The sequence below is a fragment of the Streptomyces sp. NRRL F-2664 genome (assembly GCF_000719345.1).
In the GTDB taxonomy this organism is placed as follows: domain Bacteria; phylum Actinomycetota; class Actinomycetes; order Streptomycetales; family Streptomycetaceae; genus Streptomyces.
Map to the genome: position 1 here is coordinate 41,185 of NZ_JOFX01000031.1, position 18,240 is coordinate 59,424.

Sequence of the window (18,240 nt, forward strand, 5' to 3'; positions counted from 1 at the left end):
ACGGTCGGGGCTGTCAGGCGGGGCGCAGGGCGATCCCGTCCAGGACCATCGACAGGTACTGGCGGGCGATCTCGTCGGGGCTGTGCTGTCCGCCCGGCCGGTACCAGGACGCCGCCACCCACACCGTGTCGCGCACGAAGCGGTAGGTGAGGCGGATGTCGAGGTCGGCGCGGAAGACCTGGGCGGCGACCCCGCGTTCCAGGGTGCCGAGCCAGGCCTTCTCGAACTTCTGCTGCGAGTCGGACAGGTAGTGGAAGCGGGGCTGGGCGGAGAGGGTGCGGGCCTCCTTCTGGTAGATCGCGACGGCGGCGCGGTGGCGGTCGATCTCGCGGAAGGACTCGGTGACGAGGGCCTCGATGGTCTCCCTGGGGCCGAGTCCGGCGGCGAGGACGGCGTCGTACCCGTCCCAGAGCTCGGTGAGGAAGGCGGAGAGGATCTCGTCGAGCATCGATTCCTTGGAATCGAAGTGGTAGTAGAGGCTGCCGGCGAGCATCCCGGCGGCGTCGGCGATCTTGCGGACGGTGGTGGCGTCGTAGCCCTGGGCGGCGAAGACTTCGGCGGCGGTGTCGAGGAGTTCGCGGCGCCGCTCGGGCGAGGGCGTCACCTGCGGCTTCTTCTTGGCTGCGGGCGGGGCCGCGGGCTTGTTCGTGGGCACGCGTCCATTGTCGGGCTACGGGTGCTGGCTGCTGACGGACACCGTCTCGCCGGTCATGTAGGACGAGTAGCCGCTGGCCAGGAAGACGATGACGTTGGCGACCTCCCACGGCTCGGCGTACCGGCCGAAGGCCTCGCGGGAGGTGAGCTCGGCCAGGAGTTCCTCGCTGGTGACCTTGGCGAGGTGGGGGTGCATGGCCAGGCTCGGCGCGACCGCGTTGACGCGTACGCCGAACTCGGCCGCCTCCAGGGCGGCGCAGCGGGTGAGCGCCATGACGCCGGCCTTGGCCGCGGCGTAGTGGGCCTGGCCCGTCTGGGCGCGCCAGCCGACGACGGAGGCGTTGTTGACGACGACGCCGCCGGTGCCGGAGGCCTTGAAGGAGCGCAGGGCGGCGCGCGTGCAGCGGAAGGTTCCGTTCAGGGTGACGTCGAGGACGCGGGTCCACTGTTCGTCGGTCATGTCGACGAGGGTCGCGGTGCCGCCGAGTCCGGCGTTGTTGACGACGATGTCGAGGCTGCCGTGGGTCTGCTCCGCCAGCGCGAACAGGGCTCGGACCTGGTCCTCGTCGGTGACGTCGCAGGGCAGCGAGGTGACGCGGCCGGCTCCGAACTCGGCGGTGAGCGCCGCCTCGGTCTCCTTCAGCCGTCGGGCGTGGGCGTCGCCGATGACGACGCGGGCGCCCTCCTCCAGGAAGCGGCGGGCGGTGGCGCCGCCGATGCCGGCGCCCGCGGCGGCGGTGACGACGGCGGTGCGGTCGTGCAGCAGGTGGTGGCCGGCGGTGTAGCGGGGCTCGTTCACGGCGACTCCTCGACGCTGCTCATGGCCGTACGTTAACCTACCAAACACTTGTTAGGGAAGGTACGGCGTTCGAGGAGGCGGGCACCATGGACCTGACCCAGACGGCGCAGGTGGCGGCCTTCCGGGCCGCGGCGCGCGCCTGGCTGGCCGACCACGTACCCCCTTTCCCCCTGCCCTCGCTGGAGACGCGCGAGGGCTTCGCCGCGCACCGCGAGTGGGAGGCCCTGCTGCACGCGGACCGCTGGTCGGTGGTGTCCTGGCCCGAGGAGTACGGGGGCCGGGGCGTGGACCTCGCGCGGTGGCTCGTCTTCGAGGAGGAGTACTGGGCGGCGGGCGCGCCCGGCCGGGTCTCCCAGAACGGCATCAGCCTCCTCGCACCCACGCTCTTCGACCACGCGACGCCCGAGCAGCGGGCGCGCGTGCTCCCGCCGATGGCAAGCGGCGACGTCGTGTGGGCGCAGGCCTGGTCGGAACCGGAGGCCGGCTCCGACCTGGCCTCGCTGACGTCGCGCGCGGTGCGGACGGACGGCGGCTGGCTGCTGACCGGACAGAAGACGTGGTCCTCGCGGGCGGCCTTCGCGGACCGGGCCTTCGGCATCTTCCGCACCGACCCGGACGCGCCGAAACCGCACCAGGGGCTGACGTACCTGATGTTCGACCTGCGGGCGCCCGGGGTCACGGTGCGGCCCATCGGCCGTCTCGACGGCAAGCCGGCCTTCGCGGAGCTGTTCCTGGACGAGGTTTTCGTGCCGGACGAGGACGTGATCGGGGAGCCGGGGCAGGGCTGGCGGATCGCGATGTCTACCACCGGCAACGAGCGCGGCCTGACCCTGCGCTCCCCCGGCCGGTTCCTGGCCGCCGCGGACCGGCTGGCCGCGCTGTGGCGCGCGCAGGGGGACCCGGCCGACACGGCGCTGCGCGACCGGGTGGCCGACGCGGTGGCCGGGGCGCGCGCCTACGAGCTGTTCACCTGGGCCGGCGCCGCCCGGTTCGCGGCAGGCCGCGCGGTCGGCGCCGAGTCGAGCCTGAACAAGGTGTTCTGGTCGGAGTACGACATCGCCCTGCACGAGACGGCGCTCGACCTGCTGGGCCCGGACGCCGAGCTCGCGGACGGGGAGTGGGCCGAGCCGTGGGTCTTCTCGCTGGCCGGGCCGATCTACGCCGGCACGAACGAGATCCAGCGCGACATCATCGCCGAGCGGCTGCTCGGCCTCCCGAAGGGCCGCCGCTGATGCGTTTCCTGCCGACCGAGGAGCAGTCCGACTTCGCCCGTGCGCTGCGCTCCCTGCTGGCGTCGGCTCAGGTCCCGGCGGTCGCACGGGCCTGGGCGGACGGGGAGTACGGGCCGGGGGACGCGCTGCGGTCCCGGCTGGCCGGGACGGGCCTGTTCGCGCTGGCCGCGCCCGAGGCGTACGAGGGGGCCGGCCTGCTCCCGGTGGAGCTGTCGCTGGGGTTCGTGGAGCTGGGACGGGCGGGCGTGCCGGGGCCGGTGGTGGAGAGCGCCGCCGTGTCGGTGCTGCTGTCGGAGCTGGGGGACGAGGCGCTGGCGAAGCGGTTCCTGCCGGTCCTGGCCGCGGGTGGGGCCTGGGCAACGCTCACGCTGCCGGAGGGCAGCGGCGGCGGTCCGTACGCGCTGGATGCGGACGCGGCGGCGTACTGCTTCACCGTGTCGGGGGCGGGCGGGCTGCGACGGGCCGCCGCGGGTGCGCCGCTGCGGTCGACGGACCCGGTCCGGCGGCTGTCGCGCCCGGTCCCCACCGGGGGTGAACCGCTCGCGGCGGGACCGGCGGTGGCCCGGGCGGCGCAGGCGGCCGGGCTGTGGGCCCGGCTGCTGACGGCGGCCCAGTGCCTGGGCGTGGGCGAGGCCCTGCTGGAGCGGACGGTCGGATACGTGAAGCAGCGTACGCAGTTCGGGGTGCCGATCGGGTCCTTCCAGGCGGTCAAGCACCGGCTGGCGGACACCCTGGTGGCCCTGGAGTTCGCCCGCCCCCTGCTGTGGGCGGCCGCACTGTCGCTCGACCCCGGCGACGTCGCGGCGGCGAAGCTGCGCTGCGGCGCGGCGGCGTACGGCGCGGCCATGACGGCCCTCCAGCTCCACGGCGCGGTCGGCTACACCGAGGAGCTGGACCTGTCGCTGTGGCTGCGCAAGGCGCGGCCCCTGCGGGACGCCTGGGGCACCCCGTCGGCCTGCCGGGCGGAGGTCCTGCGGTCCTTCACACCCGGGCGACGTGGAGGCTGACGACGCAGCTCTCCTCGACGGTGCCGTCGGGGAAGTGCGGGGCCAGCAAATCCCGTTCGGCGGCGAGGTACGCGCGGGTGCCGGCCTCGCCCAGCATCAGGAAGGCGGAGTGGCTGGCGAGGTTGGCGAGGTGCGCGTCCAGCGGAACGCGCCGGGACCAGCGCACGGAGCGGGTGGCGAAGCCGCCGAGCCCGCGGGGCAGCGTACGGAAGCCACTGCCCTGGCCCGGCTGCCGCGACGGTTCTGCTTCCTTGGCCGGGTCCGCCTTCGCCTCGAAGAACTCGGCCAGGCGGGCCTCCTGTTCGGCGATCCAGGGGACGGTGGTGTCGGAGTCGTTCCACCAGATGGCGAGCGCACCGCCGGGGCGCAGCACCCGGCGGGCTTCGGGGACGGAGTGGGCCGGGTCGGTCCAGTGCCAGGCCTGGGCGTAGGTGAGGAGGTCGAAGGCGCCGGTGGACAGGGGAAGCCGGTTGCCGTCGCCGCGCAGGACCGGGATGCGGGGGTGCGTGCGGCGCAGTTGTACGGCCATCCCGTCCCCGGGTTCCACGGCGACGACCTCGGCTCCGCGCCGGTGCAGCAGGGCGGTGGCGATTCCGGTGCCCGCGCCGATGTCGGCCACGCGCGCCCCGGCGAGGGGTCGGCCGGTGAGCTCCTCGACGGCGTCGAGGAGGGCCGGCGGGTAGCCGGGCCGGTGGGCGGCGTAGGAAGCGGCTGCGGCGTCGAAGGAACGGGCGCGTGTGGTCATGCGTCCATTGTTTTCGATCAGTAGTGCAAGGCGATACGATAGAGGTATCAGGACATGCGCAGGACCATCACCGCCATGACGCTGTGCGCCGGGGCGGCGCTGTTGCTCGTCGGCTGCGGGGGCGCGGAGCCGAAGGCGGCCCCGGAGGGCGGGAAGCAGCAGCCGCAGCCTGTGGCGTCGCAGAACAAGGGCCAGGACCCCGCGCCGGCCCCGGCCGCCGGTGGTGGCGCGAAGCACGAGGTGGTCCTGGAGGTGGGCGGCACGGGCAGGACGGCCGTCATGTACAGCGGCATCGGCAGCGGCTTCGAGCAGCAGACGCTGCCGTGGTCGAAGTCGGGCACCGCCGAACTCACCGCCGCGGAGCAGAAGGTGGGCTACCTGGTGAGCGTGGTTCCGGGCACGATCACGGGCGCCGACGGCAAGCTCCAGCAGGCCCCCTGCACCATCAAGGTGGACGGCAAGGTGGTCGCGGAGAGCGACGGCGTCACGAACGCCAAGGGCTGCTCGTACAAGATCAAGCAGTAGGGGGCTGCGGGGCCCTGCGCCGTCAGCTCCGGGAGCGGCGCAGGGAGATCCGGAGCAAAAGGGCGGTCTGGAGCAGCAGGAGCACGCCGTGACGGTCAGCCGTGCGCCGACGGCGGGACCGGTCGGCCCCGGCATGGACCCGCTGGGCCCGGTTCAGTCGATGGGTTTGCCGTCGTACTTCCCGTCGACGCAGATCCACGAGCCCCTGACGGACTCGTACTCCACGGTGCCGCCGCCGTCCACGCACATCTGCCCGCCGATCGCGGGTACGGCCGCCTGCGCGACGGGGAGCCCGGCGCCGAGAGCGGCCAGTACGGCGGCGGCGATCAGCCCGACCAGTCGTGTACGCATCCGAACCTCCCACAAGGACGAGCGACACGGTCGCCACCACTCTCGGTCCGGACCGTGCCGAGGCGCGCACCCTGTTACTCCATTCGAGTGAAGGCTCCGCCCCCGCCGTCGCACGGGAATCGCTGCTCGGACCCGCTTCCCAGCGGCGTGCGCGCGGGAATGGGCGCACGCTGACGCCATGGACACCAAGCCCGAGGTGGCCGTAGGGCCGCCGGACGACGACGGCCTGCGGAAGGTCGTGATCGACGGCAAGAACAGAGGCCGGGTCTGGAACCGCCGCGAACTGCAGAAGGTCCTGCGCCGCGCCGGGGTTTCGCCCAAATGCGACATCGATTGGCAGGGCGAAGACAGCAGTGTGTGGCCGGCTCACACCTGGGGGCGCCTCACGACCGGGGCCGTCATGGCACTCGGCTTCCTGGCGACCGCAGCCATGTGCACCTGGATAGGGATGAAGGATTCTTTCGACGCCCTCACCTTCGCCGGTCGGATGACGGGCTTCATCTTCCTGCTCATGGCCATCGTGGAAGTGATCGCTTTCGCGGCCGGATTCGACTATTGGCGCAAGCGAAAGATGCCCTACTCCGGGCCGACCCTTCTGCTCGGAGCGCTGGTCGAGTTCTTCGTCGGCGCGACACTGCTCGCACTGTTCCTCGCCAACGAGGCCAGGTCGACATACGTGCTGTGCCTGCTGCTCTGGATAGCCCTCACAGCCTGCGCCACATGGTCCGTTTGGCTCCTCTGTCGCCGGCGAGTCTGGAAGGCGCTACGCAATCCCGGCCGCATCGCGGTCGGGGCCGTCGTCTCCACCGTCCTCGTCACCACCAACTTGGCCTACACCCAGATCTACCTCCCCTCGATATCCCGTCCGCTCATGCAGGGCACGGCTGAGATCGGGACGGCGAGCCTGAACAGGGAAGGCACGAAGATGTACCTGCGGGTCCGTCTGCACCTCAAGAACTCCGGCGAGGTCCCGGTCCACGTTCTGGGCAGCATCTACTGGATCCACGTCAAGCTCGCCAGCGATCCGAAGGACACGTACAAACTGATAAAGCCGGGAGAGCTGGTCAACCCGCCGGGGCGGGAGTTGAACCCGGGGGAAGACATTTGGACGGACGTTGTCGCCGAGATCGAAAACCCTGAGGAAGTCGACTATGAAGCGGTTGCAGCCCGGGTGGAGGCTTACGCGTTCCGGCAGGACAGAATGAGGCTGGATACCGGTTTCGCCAACGGGAAGTGGCGAGGAAAACTCAGGGAGGAGGGGAGGGAAGACGACCCGCCAGGCCCGATAAGGGACAAGAAGGAATACTTCAGATACCAGTCGACCATCTCCCAGAGCAGCGAGCTCCTGAATCTGACGCGCGGGCGGGAACGCGTGACGGTCTGGTGGCTGTACCGTCGCCTGCCGGCCCTCTACGTCGATGTTGCGAGTCCAGGCGAGAAGAAGGCCTCCAGCTACATAGATCAGCCCTGGGCGCAGGTGAAGGCAGTCGACCGGTACGGCCTCGCCCACATACGCGGCTCGCTGGTCCAGACGCCGTACGCGCAACTCCTCAAGGAGGCCCAGGCCAAGCGCCCGAAGTGACCGGGGCCCGCGGCCTTCGGCATACCCTCGCCGCATGACGAGCAGCGCCATCAGCCTCCGCAAGGTCGAGGAGTCGGCCCCGGCCCTCGTGAACCTGTACAAGAGCGCCGGGATCTCCCTGCGCAAGTACGGCATGGAGGGCGGACGCGCCGCCGTCTACCTGGTCCTGGACTACTCCGGGTCGATGCGCCCGTACTACCAGGACGGCACCGTGCAGGCCCTCGCGGACCGGGTGCTGGGACTGTCGGCGCATCTGGACGACGACGGCCGCGTGCCCGTGGTGTTCTTCTCCACGGAGGTCGACGCGGTGGAGGAGATCTCCCTCCCGGGGCACGAGGGCCGGGTCACCGAGATCGCCTCCCGCCTGGGCCACATGGGCAAGACCGCCTACCACGCGGCGATGGACGCGGTCATCGACCACTACCTCGACGCGGGCTCGACGGCCCCCGGCCTCGTCGTCTTCCAGACCGACGGCGGCCCGATCAACAAGCTCGCGGCCGAGAAGTACCTGTGCAAGGCGGCCCGGCTGCCACTGTTCTGGCAGTTCGTGGGCTTCGGCAACACCCGCAGCACGCAGTTCGACTTCCTGCGCCGGCTGGACGAGCTGCCGGTCCCGGCGAAACGGCCCGTGGACAACGCGGGCTACTTCCACGCGGGCCCGGACCCGCGCGCCGTACCGGACGGCGAACTGTACGACCGCCTCGTCGGGGAGTTCCCGGCCTGGCTGGCGGCGGCGCGCGGTGCGGGCATCGTGCGCGCCTGACCCACGCCCGTCGGCGGCCGCGCTTTGATGGACGTATGACGCACACGAGCTGGGCCGTCTTCGAGAAGGCCGAACCGGAGTTCGCGGCGGCCGTCCGGGCCCGCTTCGCGCAGTACCCGCACCACGTCCTGGCCACCCTGCGCAAGGACGGCTCCCCGCGGGTGACCGGCCTGAACGTCGACATCCGCGGCGGGGAGCTGTGGCTCGGCATGATGGCCGGCTCGATGAAGGCGAGGGACCTCCAGCGCGACCCGCGCTTCGCCCTGCACACCAATCCGGGCGAGGGGGAGACCATGCCGGACGGGGACGTACGGATCTCCGGGCGGGCGGTGGAGCTCGTGGACCCGCCGGAGCTGCACCGGTACGCGGAGGAGACGGAGACCCCGCACCCGTTCCACCTCTTCTACGCCGACCTGACGGAGGTCGTCCACACCGGCGTCGAGGGCGACGACCTGGTGATCCGGACCTGGCTCCCGGAGCACGGCCTGCGCACCCTGCGCCGCGGCAACGACGACGAACCGCCGCGTGAGGACCCGTCACCGGGTGCCGCATGACGGCTGCGGGCGGCCGGATGACGGAAGCATGGCATCCCTGTGCGCGAGGCGTAACGATCCTCCGAGTGGTGTGAATGCGCCGCTGCGCCGGGCATCCTGACCACACCGCACCGCACTGCTGCACCGCACTGCCCAGCTCCGCACCGTACCCAAGTCAGCCGGTCGGTCGGGTCACTCGGCCGGTCACCGGCGAGAGCCGCTTCACGGGGGATCATGATGCACACCTGCCGCACGTCAGCCGGACGCACCCGGACACTCGCCTTCCTGGGCCTGACGGCCGCCGCGCTCCTCGCGACGACCACGGCCTGCGGGCCCTCGGGCGACGACAAGGCGGGCGCCACGGCGCCGCCGAAGCCCTCCGCGTCCACGCCGGGAGCCGCCTCCGGCGCTCCTCCGGCCGCCCCCTCGGCCACCCCGCCCGGGGCTCCCGCCCCCTCGGCGACCTCGCCCGTGCCCCGGCCGGGAGAGGCGGAGGGCGAGCCGGTGGGCAAGAACGGCAACTGCTCCGACGAGTACGCCCGCGTGTCCGTGGAGTGGGCCGTGCCGCCGGTGAAGGACGACTCGAAGCTCCTGCTCACCGTGGTGAACACGGGCCCGAAGAGCTGCGTGCTGACGTCCTACCCCGTGCTGCGGGTCAAGGACGGGAACGGGCGGCTGGTGGCGGTGTTCGAGAACACCAAGCCCCCGTCGCCGGTGGTCCTCGCGCCCGGCAAGGAGGCCTACGCGGGCCTGCTCGCCCGGCAGGGCGGCAAGGAGGCGGGCACGCTCACGACGGACCTGGCACTCGCCCCGCACGGTCAGAGGCCGCAGGAGGACACGGGCGAGGGATTGCTCCTCGAACTGCCCTCCGGCGGCGTGTACATGGACGGCAAGGCGCGCGTGACGTACTGGCAGAGCACCTCGGAGAACGCGGCGTCACACCTGTTCACCCGCTGAGTACGCGTACTCAGGCAGGTGTCGGTGCCACTGGGTAGCGTCGTGCCCGTCCGACCGACGGACGGTACGACAACCTGGGGGACGACATGAACAAGCGCACCACCGCCCTGGCGGTCCTGGCACCGGCACTCGCCCTGACGCTGGCGGCGGCGCCGGCCCAGGCCGCCGCGGCGGACGAGGTCATCGGCTACCCGGGGCCCGACGGCCTGATCTGGATCGCCGACCAGGCCGGCTCCAGCGGCTTCGTCTCGGGTGGCCTCTCCTCCAGCCTGGACACCTTCATCACGTTCGGCTGCGCCGACGGCGGCAGCATCGAGGTGTCGTTCCGGCTCCAGGAGCACCCCGACCGCGACCCGGCCCCGTTCACCGTCGACTGCCCCGGCACGGACCCGACGCTCGTCACGCTCCCCCTCGGCACCGGTCTCCACGGCGGATTCACCGCGTGGGTGACCACCTCGACCGCGACCACCCGCTGGGGCGCGACGGTCACCCAGCCCGAGTAACCACGCCGGCGCCGCGGCGCCCGCCCCTCCCGGCGGGCGCTCAGGGGCGATGCTGCACGGCCCGGATGAACGACACCCACGGGGCGGCGGCGAAAACGATCACCGGACCGGTATCGGCCAGCTTGCTGTCGCGGACGGGGACGGCGCCGGGGAGGCCGTCGGACACTTCGACACAGTTGGCGCCGTCGGAGTTGGAGTACGAGGAGGTCCGCCAGGACAGGCCGTTCAGGTCTGCGCGCATTTCGCGTACTCCTCCGCCACCGACTCGATCAAGGCCAAGGATGCCGCCGGTGCGAGCGCAGCGGCCCTCGCAAGATCGTAGAGCCTCCAGTGGCGCTGGACCAGGGCCGGGTAGTCGATCAGGTGCCCAACCCGGGGGCCTTCCGTGTAGACCACGTCGGGCGCGTCGACGAACTGCATGATGCTGACCAGCGACCCCAGAGTGCCTTGGGCTCCGGCGGAAAACGGGACCACCTGTACGACGATCCTGTTGTCGCGGACACGGGCGGCGATGTGCCGCAGTTGGGCAGCCATGACAGCGAGCCCTCCCACCTGCGTCCGCAGAACCGCCTCGTGCAGGACGAACCAGAGTTCGGGGGTCACCGGATCGTCGAGGAGGCGCTGGCGCTCCATGCGGGACATGACCAGGGACTCGACGTACTCCTCCGGCGCGGTGGGATTGCCTCCCCGGATGACCGCGCGCGGGTAGTCCTCCGTCTGGAGAAGACCCAGAACCAGGCTGGAGCCGTACTCGTACATGGCCGTGGCCCGGGTCTCCAGCTCGGCCGCCGCAGCGAAGTACTCGACGTACCTGGACTTGAACGCCTTCGCCAACCGGTAGAAGTAGTCCCCGGTACCCAGCTCGCGGTCGATGAGTACCGCGATCTCGGGGCGCAGACGGCGCTGGCCGCCCTCCATCTGCCCGACGTAGGACCCGGTGGCGAAGATCCGCTCGCCCAGCGCGGCCTGGGTCAGGCCTGCGGCCTCCCGATGGCGCCGCAGTTCCTCACGGGCGAACTCCTCCGGCGTCTGCGCCGCGCCCCCCTCGCCCTTCGGCTTGGCCATGCAACAACTCCCCGCTTCTACGGCCCCTTGGCGGCCAGAAGCGTAGCCCTCCACGAGGCACCGCGGCAGCGGAACGCATCCATACGACTACACAACGCCACAGCGCCCGCCACCCCTGGTCGGGGACGTGGCGGGCGCTGTGCCGGGTGTTCCGTACGCCGTTGTACGGACCGTATGAGGGGTCCCGCCCTTCGCGAGGCGGGGGCGCCTGGCGGGCTACACGGTCAGCGAGCGGTCCGTCGGCTTGACCGGGTACGGGAGGGCGCTGCTGCCGGTGAGGTAGCGGTCCACGCCGCGGGCGGCCGAGCGGCCCTCCGCGATGGCCCAGACGATCAGCGACTGGCCGCGGCCGGCGTCGCCGGCGACGAAGACGCCGTCGACGTTGGTCGCGTAGGAGGCGTCGCGGTCGATGTTGCCGCGGGCGTCCAGCTCCACGCCGAACTGCTCGACCAGGCCGTTCGCCTGGTCGGTGCCCGTGAAGCCCATCGCCAGGGTCACCAGCTGCGCGGGGAGGACGCGCTCGGTGCCGGGCTTCTGGACGAGCTTGCCCTCGACGAACTCGACCTCGACCAGGTGCAGCGCCTGGACGTTGCCGTCCTCGTCGCCCTCGAAGTGGGTGGTGGAGACGGAGTAGACCCGCTCGCCGCCCTCCTCGTGGGCCGAGGTGACCTTGTAGAGCATGGGGAAGGTCGGCCACGGCTGGTTGGCGTTCCGCTCCTCGCCCGGCTTCGGCATGATCTCCAGCTGCGTGACCGAGGCCGCGCCCTGGCGGTGGGCGGTGCCCACGCAGTCCGCGCCGGTGTCGCCGCCGCCGATGACGACGACGTGCTTGCCCTCGGCGGTGATCGGCGGAGCCAGGAAGTCGCCCTCCTGCACCTTGTTCGCGAGCGGCAGGTACTCCATCGCGAAGTGGATGCCCTTGAGATCGCGGCCCGGGACCGGCAGGTCGCGGGAGACGGTGGCGCCGGCCGCGACGACCACCGCGTCGAACCGCTTGCGCAGGTCGGTGGCCGTGATGTCGCGGCCGACCTCGACGCCGGTGCGGAACTTGGTGCCCTCCGCGCGCATCTGCTCGATGCGGCGGTTGATGTGCACCTTCTCCATCTTGAACTCGGGGATGCCGTAGCGCAGCAGGCCGCCGATGCGGTCCGCGCGCTCGTACACGACCACGGTGTGGCCGGCCCGGGTCAGCTGCTGGGCGGCGGCCAGGCCGGCCGGGCCGGAGCCGATCACGGCGACGGTCTTGCCGGACAGGCGCTCGGGGGCCTGCGGGGTGACGTCCCCGTTGTCCCACGCCTTGTCGATGATCGAGACCTCGACGTTCTTGATGGTGACGGCCGGCTGGTTGATGCCGAGCACGCACGCGGACTCGCACGGGGCCGGGCACAGGCGGCCCGTGAACTCCGGGAAGTTGTTCGTCGCGTGCAGCCGCTCCGACGCCGCCGCCCAGTCGTCGCGGTAGGCGTAGTCGTTCCACTCGGGGATCAGGTTCCCGAGCGGGCAGCCGTTGTGGCAGAACGGGATGCCGCAGTCCATGCAGCGGCCGGCCTGCTTGCTGATGATCGGCAACAGCGAGCCGGGGACGTAGACCTCGTTCCAGTCCTTCAGCCGCTCGGCGACGGGACGGGAGCAGGCGGTCTCGCGCGTGGTGGTGAGGAAGCCCTTCGGGTCAGCCATGGGTCGCCGCCTCCATCATCTTCTCCGTGGTCTCGGATTCCGAGAGTCCGGCGAGCTCAGCGGCGTCCTTGGCGGCGAGCACTGCCTTGTACGTGGTCGGGATGATCTTGCTGAAGCGGTCCACCGCGGTGGACCAGTCAGCCAGGAGCTTCGCGGCCACGGTCGAGCCGGTCTCCTCCTCGTGGCGGCGCACCACATCGTGCAGCCACTGCTTGTCGGTGTCGGAGAGGGCCTCGACGGCGCCCGCGTTGCCGACGTTGACGTTGTCCGGGTCGAGGTCGATGACGTACGCGACGCCACCCGACATGCCGGCCGCGAAGTTGCGGCCCGTCTCGCCCAGGACGACCGCCGTGCCGCCGGTCATGTACTCGCAGCCGTGGTCGCCCACGCCCTCGGAGACGACCAGGGCGCCGGAGTTGCGGACGCAGAAGCGCTCGCCGGTGCGGCCGCGCAGGAACATCTCGCCGCCGGTGGCTCCGTAGCCGATGGTGTTGCCGGCGATGGTGGAGTACTCGGCGAGGTGGTCGGCGGCGCGGTCCGGACGGACCACGATGCGGCCGCCGGAGAGGCCCTTGCCGACGTAGTCGTTGGCGTCGCCCTCCAGGCGCAGGGTGATGCCCTTCGGGACGAAGGCGCCGAAGGACTGGCCGGCCGAGCCCGTGAAGGTGAGGTCGATGGTGTTGTCGGGCAGGCCCGCACCGCCGAACTTCTTGGTGACGTGGTGGCCGAGCATCGTGCCGACGGTCCGGTTGATGTTCCGGATGGCGACCTGCGCGCGGACCGGCTGGGCGGCCTCGGCGGTCTCGGCGTTCAGCGCGTCGGCCGCGAGCTCGATCAGCTCGTTGTCGAGGGCCTTCTCCAGCCCGTGGTCCTGCTCGATCAGGGCGTGGCGGACCGCGCCCTCGGGCAGCTCGGGCACGTAGAAGAGCGGCTCCAGGTCGAGGCCCTGAGCCTTCCAGTGCGAGACGGCCTTGGTGGTGTCCAGCAGTTCGGCGTGGCCGACGGCCTCCTCGATGGTGCGGAAGCCCAGCTCGGCGAGGAGCTCGCGCACCTCCTCCGCGATGAACTCGAAGAAGTTCACGACGAATTCGGGCTTGCCGGAGAACCGGTCGCGCAGGACCGGGTTCTGGGTGGCGATGCCGACCGGGCAGGTGTCCAGGTGGCAGACGCGCATCATGACGCAGCCGGAGACGACGAGCGGCGCGGTCGCGAAGCCGAACTCCTCGGCGCCGAGGAGCGCGGCGATGACGACGTCGCGGCCGGTCTTGAGCTGGCCGTCGGTCTGGACGACGATGCGGTCGCGCAGGCCGTTGAGCAGCAGGGTCTGCTGGGTCTCGGCGAGGCCGAGCTCCCAGGGGCCGCCCGCGTGCTTGAGGGAGGTGAGCGGGGAGGCGCCCGTACCGCCGTCGTGGCCGGAGATCAGGACGACGTCCGCGTGGGCCTTGGACACACCGGCCGCGACCGTGCCGACACCGACCTCGGAGACCAGCTTCACGTGGATGCGGGCGACCGGGTTGGCGTTCTTGAGGTCGTGGATCAGCTGGGCCAGGTCCTCGATGGAGTAGATGTCGTGGTGCGGCGGCGGGGAGATGAGGCCGACGCCGGGCGTCGAGTGACGCGTCTTGGCGACCCACGGGTAGACCTTGTGGCCGGGCAGCTGGCCGCCCTCGCCGGGCTTGGCGCCCTGCGCCATCTTGATCTGGATGTCGTCCGCGTTGACGAGGTACTCGCTGGTGACACCGAAGCGGCCGGAGGCGACCTGCTTGATGGAGGAGCGGCGGGCCGGGTCGTACAGGCGCTCCGGGTCCTCGCCGCCCTCACCGGTGTTGGACTTGGCGCCCAACTGGTTCATGGCGATGGCGAGGGTCTCGTGCGCCTCCTTGGAGATGGAGCCGTACGACATGGCGCCGGTGGAGAAGCGCTTGACGATCTCGGAGACCGGCTCGACCTCGTCGATGGAGATCGAGGGGCGGTCGGACTTGAAGCCGAAGAGGCCGCGGAGCGTCATGAGGCGCTCGGACTGCTCGTTCACGCGGTCCGTGTACTGCCGGAAGATGTCGTACCGGCGGTTGCGGGTGGCGTGCTGGAGGCGGAAGACCGTCTCCGGGTCGAACAGGTGCGGCTCGCCCTCGCGGCGCCACTGGTACTCGCCGCCGATCTCCAGCGCGCGGTGCGTGGCGGCGACGCCGGAGACCGGGTACGCCTTGGCGTGGCGGGCGGCCACCTCCTTGGCGATGACGTCCAGGCCGGCGCCGCCGATCTTGGTGGCGGTGCCGTGGAAGTAGGTCTCGACGAACTCGTCGTTCAGGCCGACGGCCTCGAAGACCTGGGCGCCGCGGTAGGAGGCGACGGTGGAGATGCCCATCTTGGACATGACCTTCAGGACGCCCTTGCCCAGCGCGTGGATCAGGTTCCTGATGGCCTGCTCGGGCTCGATGCCCTCGATGAACGTGCCGGCGCGCAGCAGGTCCTCGACGGACTCCATGGCGAGGTACGGGTTGACCGCGGCGGCGCCGTAGCCGATGAGGAGGGCGACGTGGTGGACCTCGCGGACGTCGCCGGCCTCGACGAGCAGGCCCACCTGGGTGCGCTGCTTGGTGGCGATGAGGTGGTGGTGCACGGCGGCGGTGAGTAGCAGCGACGGGATGGGCGCGTGCTCGGCGTCGGAGTGGCGGTCCGAGAGGACGATCAGGCGGGCGCCGTTGGCGATGGCCGCGTCGGCCTCGGCGCGGATCTCCTCGATGCGTGCGGCGAGCGCCTCGCCGCCGCCGGAGACCCGGTAGAGGCCGGAGAGCGTGGCGGCCTTCATGCCCGGCATGTCGCCGTCGGCGTTGATGTGGATGAGCTTGGCCAGCTCGTCGTTGTCGATCACCGGGAAGGGCAGGGTGACGCTGCGGCAGGACGCGGCGGTCGGCTCCAGCAGGTTGGACTGGGGGCCGATCGAGGACAGCAGCGAGGTGACGAGCTCCTCGCGGATGGCGTCCAGCGGCGGGTTGGTGACCTGCGCGAAGAGCTGGGTGAAGTAGTCGAAGAGCAGCCGGGGCCGCTCGGACAGGGCCGCGATCGGGGAGTCGGTGCCCATGGAGCCGAGGGGCTCGCCGCCGGTACGGGCCATCGGCGCGAGGATGACGCGCAGCTCTTCCTCGGTGTAGCCGAAGGTCTGCTGGCGGCGGGTGACCGAGGCGTGGGTGTGCACGATGTGCTCGCGCTCGGGCAGGTCCGTCAGCTCGATCTCGCCGGTCTCCAGCCATTCGGCGTACGGGGCGGCGGAGGCGAGTTCGTTCTTGATCTCGTCGTCCTCGACGATCCGCTTCTGGGCGGTGTCGACGAGGAACATCCGGCCGGGCTGCAGGCGGCCCTTGCGGACGACCTTGGCCGGGTCGATGTCGAGGACGCCGACCTCGGAGCCGAGGACGACGAGGCCGTCGTCGGTGACCCAGTAGCGGCCGGGGCGCAGGCCGTTGCGGTCGAGGACCGCGCCGACCTGGGTGCCGTCGGTGAAGGTGACGCAGGCCGGGCCGTCCCAGGGCTCCATCAGCGTGGAGTGGTACTGGTAGAACGCGCGGCGGGCCGGGTCCATGGAGGTGTGGTTCTCCCACGCCTCCGGGATCATCATCAGCACGCTGTGCGGCAGCGACCGGCCACCGAGGTGGAGCAGCTCCAGGACCTCGTCGAAGGAGGCCGAGTCGGAGGCGTCCGGGGTGCAGATCGGGAAGATCCGGTCGAGCGCGCCCTCACCGAAGGCGGTCGACGCGAGCTGGGACTCGCGGGCCTTCATCCAGTTCCGGTTGCCCTTGACCGTGTTGATCTCGCCGTTGTGTGCGACGAAGCGGTACGGGTGGGCGAGCGGCCACGACGGGAAGGTGTTGGTGGAGAACCGGGAGTGGACCAGGGCGAGCGCCGAGGCGAAGCGGCGGTCGGAGAGGTCCGGGAAGAAGGGCTCCAGCTGGCCGGTGGTCAGCATGCCCTTGTAGACGATGGTGCGGGCGGAGAGCGACGGGAAGTACACGCCGGCCTCGCGCTCGGCGCGCTTGCGCAGCACGAACGCCTTGCGGTCCAGCTCGATGCCGGTCGTCCCGTTGCTGACGAAGAGCTGCCGGAAGGCGGGCATGGTGGCGCGGGCGCCGTTGCCGAGCAGGTCGGGGGTGACGGGGACCTCGCGCCAGCCGAGGACCGTGAGGCCCTCCTCGGCGGCGATGGCCTCGATCTGCTCCGCGGCGACGGCCTGTGCGGTGCCGTCGGCGGGGAGGAAGGCGATGCCGACGGCGTATGCGCCGGCCTCGGGGAGCTCGAATCCGGCGACCTCGCGCAGGAAGGCGTCCGGTACCTGGGACAGGATTCCCGCGCCGTCGCCGGAGTCCGGCTCGGAGCCGGTGGCGCCACGGTGCTCGAGGTTCCGCAGGACGGTCAGGGCCTGCTCGACGAGGGTGTGGGTGGCCTCGCCGGTGAGGTTCGCCACGAATCCGACGCCGCAGGCGTCCTTCTCGTTGCGCGGGTCGTACATGCCCTGCTGGGCGGGGCGACCGTCCATGGGCGACCAGGCGGTGTTCAGGCCGGTCGCGGAGTGCGTGGATGCGGAACGCATCGGCTCTCCCGTCGTCGTCGTGGCATATGTGCATAGCCGAGGGACGACGTTGGCCCTCTGCGAGAAATTTCGTGCAGATTACATGATGACGACAATCCCGAGAAGCGGATATGCCATTCCAGCATGCGGACACTGCGCGAGGCAGGAAGAGGGGACTCCCGCGGCGCTCTGCGGGCGGATCGGCGGGCTCGGCGGGGCGCGCGGGGCGGTCCCGGCGGCTCCCGACGGATCGCGCGCAGCGCGGGGGGCGGAGGTCCCTGAACAGGGCGGGCATCATTGCCCGCCCGGAGTCCTGGAGTAATGCCCGGCGGACACAGGATCGAAACCGCCGGGTAACGGACTACTTATGTTGCGTCCTGCATAGTGTCTCACTCCAGCGGCGGTCAGCCTATGGCTGCACCGATCCAGCTTCCCAGGACGTACGTCACACCGGCCGCCGCGCCGCCGAGCAGGAGCTGGCGCAGACCGCTGTACCACCACGACCGGGCGGTGACCCGGGCGACGACCGCGCCGCAGGCGAAGAGCCCGGCCAGGGCGAGGAGCACCGCCGGCCACAGGGCCGTGGCGCCGAGCAGGTAGGGCAGGACGGGGAGCAGGGCGCCCAGCGCGAAGGAGCCGAAGGAGGAGGCGGCGGCGACGAGCGGCGACGGCAGGTCGTCGGGGTCGATGCCGAGCTCCTCGCGGGCGTGGATCTCCAGGGCCTGCTCGGGGTCGCGGGACAGCTGCATGGCGACCTCGCGGGCGAGTGCCGGTTCGACACCGCGCGAGACATAGAGCTCGGCCAGCTCCTCCATCTCGTCGACGGGGTGCTTGCGCAGCTGCTGCCGCTCGATGTCGAGTTCGGCGAGGACCAGCTCGCGCTGCGAGGCGACGGAGGTGTACTCGCCCGCGGCCATCGAGAAGGCTCCGGCGGCGAGGCCGGCGAGGCCGGTGATCACGACGGTCTGCGGGGCGACGGCCCCGCCCGCCACGCCGGTCATGAGGGCCAGGTTCGAGACGAGGCCGTCCATCGCACCGAAGACGGCCGGCCGCAGCCATCCACCATTGACGTCGCGGTGCGTGTGGTTGTCGCGGTGGGCGGTGTGCAGCGGTGCTTCGATGTCGATGATGGACATATGGAGTTTCTCCCCTTTTCTCCCCATTGGTGCGAACGGGCGCGATGACGCGCCCTGCTCCCCCTGAACACCTCGAAACTACGCACGATTTTTTCCGCCCGCCAGCAAGGAAGGCCGTACTTACCTGCGGTTTTGCGGGTCGGCGAC

17 protein-coding genes are annotated in these 18,240 nt (G+C 71.2%); 8 read left to right on the top strand and 9 right to left on the bottom strand.

Features of this window, described 5'->3' with window-relative positions:
- Positions 1-13: 13 nt before the first annotated feature.
- A complete protein-coding gene (locus IF89_RS0124590) occupies positions 14-655 on the bottom strand; it encodes a TetR/AcrR family transcriptional regulator (protein WP_051807542.1) in 642 nt (213 codons plus the stop codon).
- A gap of 15 nt (positions 656-670) precedes the next feature.
- Positions 671-1,453 (bottom strand): SDR family oxidoreductase, encoded by a 783-nt coding sequence (locus tag IF89_RS0124595; RefSeq protein WP_030772085.1) that lies wholly within the window; start codon positions 1,451-1,453, stop codon positions 671-673.
- Positions 1,454-1,539: 86 nt separating this feature from the next.
- On the opposite strand from IF89_RS0124595, the gene IF89_RS0124600 reads away from it, so the two are divergent.
- Together IF89_RS0124600 and IF89_RS0124605 are read left to right on the top strand one after the other, a co-directional pair.
- Positions 1,540-2,685 carry an acyl-CoA dehydrogenase family protein gene (locus IF89_RS0124600; RefSeq protein WP_030772088.1) on the top strand — a complete coding sequence of 382 codons (1,146 nt, stop codon included), beginning with the start codon at positions 1,540-1,542 and terminating at the stop codon, positions 2,683-2,685.
- A complete protein-coding gene (locus tag IF89_RS0124605; protein ID WP_030772090.1) occupies positions 2,685-3,692 on the top strand; it encodes an acyl-CoA dehydrogenase family protein in 1,008 nt (335 codons plus the stop codon). Before IF89_RS0124600 ends, IF89_RS0124605 begins: the two co-directional genes overlap by 1 nt.
- Here the strand turns inward: IF89_RS0124605 and IF89_RS0124610 are convergent.
- Positions 3,667-4,437 (bottom strand): class I SAM-dependent methyltransferase, encoded by a 771-nt coding sequence (locus tag IF89_RS0124610; RefSeq protein ID WP_030772094.1) that lies wholly within the window; start codon positions 4,435-4,437, stop codon positions 3,667-3,669. The genes IF89_RS0124605 and IF89_RS0124610 overlap by 26 nt on opposite strands.
- Positions 4,438-4,491: 54 nt before the next feature.
- Between IF89_RS0124610 and IF89_RS0124615 the strand changes: the two genes are divergently transcribed.
- On the top strand, positions 4,492-4,962 hold the full coding sequence (locus tag IF89_RS0124615) for a hypothetical protein (RefSeq protein WP_030772097.1): 471 nt from the start codon (positions 4,492-4,494) through the stop codon (positions 4,960-4,962).
- A gap of 153 nt (positions 4,963-5,115) precedes the next feature.
- Here IF89_RS0124615 and IF89_RS0124620 read toward each other — a convergent pair whose 3' ends face one another.
- Positions 5,116-5,313, bottom strand: coding sequence for a hypothetical protein (locus tag IF89_RS0124620; protein ID WP_030026623.1), 198 nt, complete (start codon positions 5,311-5,313; stop codon positions 5,116-5,118).
- A 178-nt stretch (positions 5,314-5,491) separates the two neighbouring features.
- Here IF89_RS0124620 and IF89_RS0124625 point away from each other — a divergent pair, with 178 nt between their 5' ends.
- From IF89_RS0124625 to IF89_RS0124645, 5 genes are all read left to right on the top strand, one after another.
- Positions 5,492-6,895 carry a US12 family protein gene (locus IF89_RS0124625; protein ID WP_030772101.1) on the top strand — a complete coding sequence of 468 codons (1,404 nt, stop codon included), beginning with the start codon at positions 5,492-5,494 and terminating at the stop codon, positions 6,893-6,895.
- Between the two features lie 34 nt (positions 6,896-6,929).
- Positions 6,930-7,658 carry a VWA domain-containing protein gene (locus IF89_RS0124630; RefSeq protein WP_030772103.1) on the top strand — a complete coding sequence of 243 codons (729 nt, stop codon included), beginning with the start codon at positions 6,930-6,932 and terminating at the stop codon, positions 7,656-7,658.
- 35 nt (positions 7,659-7,693) lie between these two features.
- The gene (locus IF89_RS0124635; protein WP_030772106.1) at positions 7,694-8,212 is read left to right on the top strand and encodes a pyridoxamine 5'-phosphate oxidase family protein; all 519 of its coding nucleotides are present in this window, start codon (positions 7,694-7,696) and stop codon (positions 8,210-8,212) included.
- Positions 8,213-8,425: 213 nt separating this feature from the next.
- Positions 8,426-9,148 (top strand): DUF4232 domain-containing protein, encoded by a 723-nt coding sequence (locus tag IF89_RS40950; protein WP_051807543.1) that lies wholly within the window; start codon positions 8,426-8,428, stop codon positions 9,146-9,148.
- Positions 9,149-9,234: 86 nt separating this feature from the next.
- On the top strand, positions 9,235-9,651 hold the full coding sequence (locus tag IF89_RS0124645; protein WP_051807544.1) for a hypothetical protein: 417 nt from the start codon (positions 9,235-9,237) through the stop codon (positions 9,649-9,651).
- Between the two features lie 40 nt (positions 9,652-9,691).
- Here IF89_RS0124645 and IF89_RS0124650 read toward each other — a convergent pair whose 3' ends face one another.
- The 5 genes from IF89_RS0124650 to IF89_RS0124670 all read right to left on the bottom strand — a co-directional run bounded on the left by IF89_RS0124650 (position 9,692) and on the right by IF89_RS0124670 (position 18,093).
- Positions 9,692-9,892, bottom strand: coding sequence for a DUF397 domain-containing protein (locus tag IF89_RS0124650; RefSeq protein WP_030772116.1), 201 nt, complete (start codon positions 9,890-9,892; stop codon positions 9,692-9,694).
- Positions 9,877-10,716 carry a helix-turn-helix domain-containing protein gene (locus IF89_RS0124655; protein ID WP_030772120.1) on the bottom strand — a complete coding sequence of 280 codons (840 nt, stop codon included), beginning with the start codon at positions 10,714-10,716 and terminating at the stop codon, positions 9,877-9,879. The genes IF89_RS0124650 and IF89_RS0124655 overlap by 16 nt, the downstream gene beginning before the upstream one ends.
- A 216-nt stretch (positions 10,717-10,932) precedes the next feature.
- Positions 10,933-12,393, bottom strand: coding sequence for a glutamate synthase subunit beta (locus tag IF89_RS0124660; RefSeq protein WP_030772123.1), 1,461 nt, complete (start codon positions 12,391-12,393; stop codon positions 10,933-10,935).
- Entirely contained in the window at positions 12,386-16,924 is a 4,539-nt protein-coding gene (gltB, locus tag IF89_RS0124665; protein WP_030772125.1) for a glutamate synthase large subunit, read from the bottom strand. Before gltB ends, IF89_RS0124660 begins: the two co-directional genes overlap by 8 nt.
- Positions 16,925-17,361: 437 nt before the next feature.
- Positions 17,362-18,093: a VIT1/CCC1 transporter family protein gene (locus IF89_RS0124670; RefSeq protein WP_030772128.1), complete on the bottom strand. Its 732-nt coding sequence runs from the start codon at positions 18,091-18,093 to the stop codon at positions 17,362-17,364.
- Positions 18,094-18,240: the final 147 nt, after the last annotated feature.

Coding starts and splice junctions, on each gene's coding strand:
- IF89_RS0124600 (WP_030772088.1), top strand. CDS start 1,540: ATGGACCTGACCCAGACGGCGCAGGTGGCGGCCTTCCGGGCCGCGGCG.
- IF89_RS0124605 (WP_030772090.1), top strand. CDS start 2,685: ATGCGTTTCCTGCCGACCGAGGAGCAGTCCGACTTCGCCCGTGCGCTG.
- IF89_RS0124610 (WP_030772094.1), bottom strand. CDS start 4,437: ATGACCACACGCGCCCGTTCCTTCGACGCCGCAGCCGCTTCCTACGCC.
- IF89_RS0124615 (WP_030772097.1), top strand. CDS start 4,492: ATGCGCAGGACCATCACCGCCATGACGCTGTGCGCCGGGGCGGCGCTG.
- IF89_RS0124620 (WP_030026623.1), bottom strand. CDS start 5,313: ATGCGTACACGACTGGTCGGGCTGATCGCCGCCGCCGTACTGGCCGCT.
- IF89_RS0124625 (WP_030772101.1), top strand. CDS start 5,492: ATGGACACCAAGCCCGAGGTGGCCGTAGGGCCGCCGGACGACGACGGC.
- IF89_RS0124630 (WP_030772103.1), top strand. CDS start 6,930: ATGACGAGCAGCGCCATCAGCCTCCGCAAGGTCGAGGAGTCGGCCCCG.
- IF89_RS0124635 (WP_030772106.1), top strand. CDS start 7,694: ATGACGCACACGAGCTGGGCCGTCTTCGAGAAGGCCGAACCGGAGTTC.
- IF89_RS40950 (WP_051807543.1), top strand. CDS start 8,426: ATGATGCACACCTGCCGCACGTCAGCCGGACGCACCCGGACACTCGCC.
- IF89_RS0124645 (WP_051807544.1), top strand. CDS start 9,235: ATGAACAAGCGCACCACCGCCCTGGCGGTCCTGGCACCGGCACTCGCC.
- IF89_RS0124650 (WP_030772116.1), bottom strand. CDS start 9,892: ATGCGCGCAGACCTGAACGGCCTGTCCTGGCGGACCTCCTCGTACTCC.
- IF89_RS0124655 (WP_030772120.1), bottom strand. CDS start 10,716: ATGGCCAAGCCGAAGGGCGAGGGGGGCGCGGCGCAGACGCCGGAGGAG.
- IF89_RS0124660 (WP_030772123.1), bottom strand. CDS start 12,393: ATGGCTGACCCGAAGGGCTTCCTCACCACCACGCGCGAGACCGCCTGC.
- gltB (WP_030772125.1), bottom strand. CDS start 16,924: ATGGACGGTCGCCCCGCCCAGCAGGGCATGTACGACCCGCGCAACGAG.
- IF89_RS0124670 (WP_030772128.1), bottom strand. CDS start 18,093: ATGTCCATCATCGACATCGAAGCACCGCTGCACACCGCCCACCGCGAC.